Below are 1,734 nucleotides of genomic sequence, written 5' to 3'. Positions count from 1 at the left end.
AATTGATGTATATATATTAGAAACAAAATCTTTAACGAATTGAGGTTTATATGTTGAATGAACATACAGCTTTTTTAAAAAGTGTCACCTTACAAAAAGAACATATTCCTAGTTTCTCTGTGTACCCATATTGCTTACCCGCTATCCGGACATTACAATCACTTGATTTCCATCCCAATGTAACATTTATTATTGGAGAGAATGGAACTGGTAAATCAACATTACTAGAAGCAATTGCTGTCGCCTTAGGATTTAACGCTGAAAAGTCCCATATATATTCTTTAACACAGGAAGGCATCCGTGAATCAGAACTAGAAGAAACCGAACATTATCAAACAGTGAAACTCTTTTTTGAAAATCGCGATCGATTATTTCATCATTTATTTCAATCCTGAATTGGGAGTGCATAAAAAAGAAGCAGCAGTCGCTGCTTCTTTTTTATAATGCTTCTATAAATAGCGCTACTCCTATACCGCCACCAACGCAAAGAGAAGCAATACCTTTTTCAAGGCTGCGTCTTTTTAATTCGTGAATTAAACTCACTGTAATACGTGCCCCTGTACAACCAATTGGATGTCCAAGACCAATACCACTACCGTTGACATTCACTTTTTCGCGGTTTAATCCAAGTTCCTTCTCAACTGCTAAATATTGTGCAGCAAAAGCTTCATTAATTTCTAATAAATCGGCATCTTCTAATGACCAATTTACTTTTTCTAATCCTTTTCGAATTGCTGGTGCTGGACCAATTCCCATAATTTTAGGATCTACTCCCGCCACTGAATATCCAACAATTCTTGCTAATGGTTGGAGCCCTTTTTCTTTGGCCTTTTCCTCACTCATTAATACTAAAACGGCACTTCCATCATTAATACCTGATGCATTCCCTGCAGTTACTGATCCATCTTTACAAAATGCTGGCTTTAATCCTGTCAACTTTTCAATTGTAATATCTGCACGCGGATGTTCATCCTTTGAAAATACTACTTCTTTTCTACGTTCTGTTATTGTAATAGGAACAATTTGATCATCAAAATAACCTGATTCGATTGCTTGAAGAGCTAATTGATGACTACGAAACGCAACCTCATCTTGTTCCTCCCTTGTAATTTCATATTGTTCAACTAAATTTTCTGCTGTTTCCCCCATCATAATATGATGGATTGGATCTTCTAAAATTTCCCACACCGTGTCACGGATTTCTCCATGCTGAAGACGCTGTCCCCATCGGTGTTGTTTTAATACATAAGGGCTTGAACTCATCACTTCTACTCCACCTGCAATAACAACATCACTTACACCTAACTGAATTTGCATTGCTGCTGACATAATCGCTTGCATACCTGAAGAACATTGACGCTGAATCGTATAACCTGTAACCGTTTCTGGAAATCCTGCTGCTAATGCAGCTGTTCGCGCTGTATTTGCCTCATCTGTTCTTTGAATACAATGTCCTAAAATTACTTCATCCACTTCATGAGGTTCTACTCCACCTCTTTTAACAGCTTCTTGAAGTACGGGAACAGCTAATTCTACTGGCGTTACATTTTTTAGCGCTCCCCCGAAGGTTCCAATTGGCGAACGAACTGCAGCTGTAATGACAACATTATGCATTTTGCACTTGCCCCTCTCTTATGTATCCTAGTCAGTTTTTGGATGGAATAACATAAGATGTATATCTAAAATTATCATACTACAAACACACTGAAAAAATCAAAATATTTGATATAATAC

Annotated in this window: 2 protein-coding genes; one reads left to right on the top strand and one right to left on the bottom strand. The window is 37.3% G+C overall.

What is annotated here, in order from left to right; genetic code table 11:
• Nucleotides 1-53: 53 nt before the first annotated feature.
• The gene (locus tag V7183_RS09405) at nt 54-395 is read left to right on the top strand and encodes an AAA family ATPase (protein ID WP_335359307.1); all 342 of its coding nucleotides are present in this window, start codon (nt 54-56) and stop codon (nt 393-395) included.
• A gap of 43 nt (nt 396-438) precedes the next feature.
• Here the strand turns inward: V7183_RS09405 and V7183_RS09400 are convergent, their stop codons facing one another.
• Nucleotides 439-1,614 carry an acetyl-CoA C-acetyltransferase gene (locus tag V7183_RS09400; RefSeq protein ID WP_097896659.1) on the bottom strand — a complete coding sequence of 392 codons (1,176 nt, stop codon included), beginning with the start codon at nt 1,612-1,614 and terminating at the stop codon, nt 439-441.
• Nucleotides 1,615-1,734 lie beyond the last annotated feature (120 nt).

The organism is Bacillus sp. JJ1127, assembly GCF_036965845.1.
Taxonomy (GTDB): Bacteria; Bacillota; Bacilli; order Bacillales; family Bacillaceae_G; genus Bacillus_A.
This window is presented reverse-complemented; position numbering and strand designations above follow the sequence as displayed.